The sequence below is a fragment of the Nodosilinea sp. LEGE 07088 genome, assembly GCF_015207395.1.
Classification (GTDB): Bacteria; Cyanobacteriota; Cyanobacteriia; order Phormidesmidales; family Phormidesmidaceae; genus Nodosilinea.
In genome coordinates, this window is record NZ_JADEWX010000305.1 from 1 (window position 1) to 3,662 (window position 3,662).

Below are 3,662 nucleotides of genomic sequence, written 5' to 3' on the forward strand. Positions count from 1 at the left end.
CGTTGGCCAACTCCTGGAGGCGAGTCTGGGTGCTGGTCAGCTCCTGCTGAAATTGGCTGAGCTGGGCTTCAAGGGTGGCCCGCTGCTGGGCCTGCTGGTGCTGCTGGCTCTGCTGCTGTTCGCCCGCTAGCTGCAGCTCACGGTACTGCTGGCGCTGGGTAATCAGGGTTTGGGAGAGGGTTTGCAGGGTGCTAGAGGTGGCATTGAGGTCGCGATCGCACCCCACGCTTCAAACAAACAGGCCACGTAGCGGGTCGTTACGGGGGCGCGAGCTTTGGTTTTGCGATCTTTTCGGGCATAGCAAAGATAGGGAACCCGGGCCGTGACCCGGGCCGCGGCGGCATCAACCCTTATGAGACCTGGAATTCCCGTTCTGCCTCTGCCTTCTTACTTCTGCCTTTCGGTACTAGTACCCTCATAAAGTCCTCAAAATGTTGACGTAGCCTTAAAGAGGTGGTGTGGGTCAGTGGACTTTCTTTTGTGTTGCGCTACGTAACAAGCCCTGAAGAATGGAGTCTAATTTAATAAGATCGAAGTAAGCGATAAACTATCGCTTGATTAGACTCCATACCGATCTGGCGAGGACGTCCGCTGTGTCAACAGAGGCAGATGGGTTGAGGTATTAAGTAGCCTTTTTAACGTCGAGATACAGCGCATTTTTCAAATTAATTGATCGCTTCAAATCCCTACAAATTCAGGTGAGTTCACCTCGACAAAAGCATAACCCTACACGTTGAGCCGGAGACAATCAGATGAAAGAATCATATTCCTTGGTTAGACAAAGCGAATTACTCAATCGGCTAGTGCTTGACTATAAAACAGCCGGTGATTTGGGCAAAGTGGGCGAAGTATGGCTTGATCCCCACTTGCACACCGTCAGAGGGCTGACCAGCCAGTCAGGATTCTGGAAGGCAAAAGCCCGTGCCTTTACCTGGGACTCGATTAAAGCGATTGGCGAAGACAGCATCATGGTAATCAGCGAGGGTGCAGATCCTGCGCCCAAAAAACCGGAGACGGTGAAGTCTGTCATTGGGCATGAACTGTGGACAGGTTCCGGTAGCAGGGCAGGACACATCGTTGACTGTCTGATCGATTCAGAGACAGGCAAAGTCGTTTATTATCTGTTCCGTTCCGACGGCTGGAGCGGTTTGATGGAAGGCATTTATGCCCTGCAACCATCGGCCATTTCTAGCATTGGGAACAAACGCTTAATTGCAGAGGACGAGGCCGTTCGCCAGAGCGAGAAATATGCCGAAGGGCTTGAAGAAAAACTGCACGCCGCCCAAGACTTCCTGAAACGCGATGTCGAAAAGACAAAGGAAGAGTGGGAAGTTGCCCAACAAAAAGGACGGGCGATCGCTGAGCAGGTTCAAGAAAAGACCCAGGTGGTCACTGAGCAGCTTAAAGATAAATTTGTTCAGGCCAAATCCTCGGAAGAGGCTGCTGATCTATCGGATAACGGCGCTGAGTCCAGCCCAGCCGATGAACCGAAACCCAGCAGTGTCTAGTACTCCACGGCGCAAGTTTAGATACTATTCCTTAGGGCTAGGGAGCAGGGGAGCTAGGGAGCCAAGCGATCCAGAACGGTGGACATATTTCAGCCTTCGAGTACTAGCCTGCCATAGCGGATTTCACTCGGCTGTAGTACATCGCGAGGTTCCCCCCTGCCTCCTTTGCAGAGGGAACCTTATACAGCCCAGCACTGGGGGGATCTAGAACTTAAACAGGGCGTACCTCACCAGCTTCAAAAACCCTGTATCTACGCGAAAGGAGGTTAAGGATATGGATAACCACCTCAATCAATCTGTTGGCATAGGACAAACTGACAGCAGTGCCAATCTGGCCAGTGAACCCCCTTTGGCCCCCAATGACAGCGATCGCGCCGTCTCAAGGGAAGATCATTTAGAAGACCGCATCCATCAGGTGCTAGAGCAAAAGCTGGTCTCACTCGTTTATCGGTATGCGGCTCCTAACCCAGATAGCGATGAATTCTAAGCGGCCTGAATCAGCTACGGATTGCTTATGCGTGCCATGATCTTGGAGAATCCACGGCAACCGCTGCATCCTGCAGAGTTACCCATTCCCAGTCCCACTGCCCTTCAATTGAAGCTACGGGTCCATGCCTGCGGTATCTGTCGGACTGACCTGCACATCCTCGATGGGGAGCTTGCCCATCCCAAACTCCCTCTAGTGATGGGGCATCAGATTGTCGGCACCGTGGTAGAAATAGGTGACCAAGTGGCGGGGTTTTCCCTGGGGCAACGGGTGGGCGTACCCTGGCTGGGGCAAACATGCCAGCACTGCCGCTATTGCCTATCGGGTCAGGAAAATTTGTGCGATCGCGCAGAATTTACCGGCTACAGCCTCGATGGCGGCTATGCTGACTACGCGGTAGCCAATGCTCAATTTTGCTTTCCACTCCCGGATGGGTATCCAGATTTGCAGGTCGCCCCCCTGCTCTGCGCTGGGCTAATTGGCTATCGCGCCTACCGCATGACTGGAGAGGCTGAAAAGATTGGATTCTATGGATTTGGCGCAGCGGCCCATATTTTGATTCAAGTAGCCCGGCACCAGGGACGCCAGATTTACGCCTTTACCCGGCCCGGAGATCAATTGGGCCAGTCATTTGCTCGCCATCTCGGAGCAGTGTGGACGGGTGGCTCAGACGAACTTCCCCCCGAGCCCCTCGATGCCGCCATTATCTTTGCCCCGGTGGGTGCTCTAGTGCCAGCGGCTCTCAAGGCGGTGGATAAGGGAGGCAGAGTCGTGTGTGCGGGCATCCACATGAGCGAGATTCCTGCCTTTCCCTACGATATTTTGTGGCAGGAGCGAAGCGTTTGCTCAGTTGCCAACCTGACCCGCCAGGATGGAGACACTTTTTTGAGCCTAGCTCCCCAGGTACTGATTCAAACGGAGGTGACTCCATTTGCGCTAGAGCAGGCAAACGAGGCCCTAATGGCGCTGCGGCAGGGTAGGTTCAATGGCGCTGCGGTGTTGGTGATGTAGCATTCACCTCCTGAGATGGTTCCCGCTCTAATTCATCTTCTTGGGTTTGGAGATTTAGCGCTGGTTCGCGCCACAACCGAGTATCGAACCACTCAACTACAGCCTTATTCATGTTGCTTAAGTACAGTCCAAAGGGAACAGGGAGTAGGTGACAGGGAACAGAGTGTACTTGTTTCACTAGATTGAGGGTAAATCTGAGTGATGAGGATACTGTGCTGATGGTGACTCAGCAGTTTCAGGCTGTTCCTTCCCGTCCTGATAGCCCCAAAGCAGAGCAGAATTGAGCGCTCCTTTGTCGAGCCAGGTTTGCAGATCGGTGGGCCGTTTAATCTGGGTCAAAAATGCTTTCAGCGTTTCGCCCTCCAGACTTTCGGCGTCTAGAAGCGTTTGGGCAATGCGCTCTAAAACATCTCGGTTTCGCATCAAGATCTCTAACGCCATCTGATGGGCTTGCTCCATCAGGGCTTTGATCTCGTGGTCAATGGCCGCAGCCAGTTGAGGGCTCACGGCCCGCCGCGAGGTTGGAAACGGGCGCATCCAGAGGTTGGGGGAGTAGGCCAAAAAAGAGGGTGCAGGGAAAATAGTCTTTGCACCCAACACAAATATTGATCATGAGCATAGCGCTCCAACTGAAGCATTGGCTAGAGCACCCCGAC

6 protein-coding genes are annotated in these 3,662 nt (G+C 53.4%); 3 read left to right on the top strand and 3 right to left on the bottom strand.

Going from position 1 to position 3,662, the window contains the following annotated elements; genetic code table 11:
- Positions 1-226 (bottom strand): hypothetical protein (locus IQ254_RS33340; RefSeq protein ID WP_193969832.1); only part of this gene is annotated, 226 nt, incomplete at its 3' end.
- On the bottom strand, positions 163-366 hold the full coding sequence (locus tag IQ254_RS34120) for a ribose-phosphate pyrophosphokinase-like domain-containing protein (RefSeq protein WP_369011373.1): 204 nt from the start codon (positions 364-366) through the stop codon (positions 163-165). The genes IQ254_RS33340 and IQ254_RS34120, both read right to left, overlap by 64 nt.
- Positions 367-752: 386 nt before the next feature.
- Here IQ254_RS34120 and IQ254_RS30175 point away from each other — a divergent pair, with 386 nt between their 5' ends.
- The 3 genes from IQ254_RS30175 (at position 753) to IQ254_RS30185 (ending at position 3,006) form a co-directional block, all read left to right on the top strand.
- On the top strand, positions 753-1,508 hold the full coding sequence (locus IQ254_RS30175) for a PRC-barrel domain-containing protein (protein WP_193969833.1): 756 nt from the start codon (positions 753-755) through the stop codon (positions 1,506-1,508).
- 274 nt (positions 1,509-1,782) lie between these two features.
- Positions 1,783-1,995, top strand: a complete 213-nt coding sequence (locus IQ254_RS30180) for a hypothetical protein (RefSeq protein WP_193969834.1) — start codon at positions 1,783-1,785, stop codon at positions 1,993-1,995.
- Positions 1,996-2,022: 27 nt separating this feature from the next.
- Positions 2,023-3,006 carry a zinc-dependent alcohol dehydrogenase family protein gene (locus tag IQ254_RS30185; RefSeq protein ID WP_193969835.1) on the top strand — a complete coding sequence of 328 codons (984 nt, stop codon included), beginning with the start codon at positions 2,023-2,025 and terminating at the stop codon, positions 3,004-3,006.
- Between the two features lie 177 nt (positions 3,007-3,183).
- On the opposite strand, the gene IQ254_RS30190 is transcribed toward IQ254_RS30185, so the two are convergent.
- Positions 3,184-3,567, bottom strand: coding sequence for a hypothetical protein (locus tag IQ254_RS30190; protein ID WP_228041234.1), 384 nt, complete (start codon positions 3,565-3,567; stop codon positions 3,184-3,186).
- Positions 3,568-3,662 lie beyond the last annotated feature (95 nt).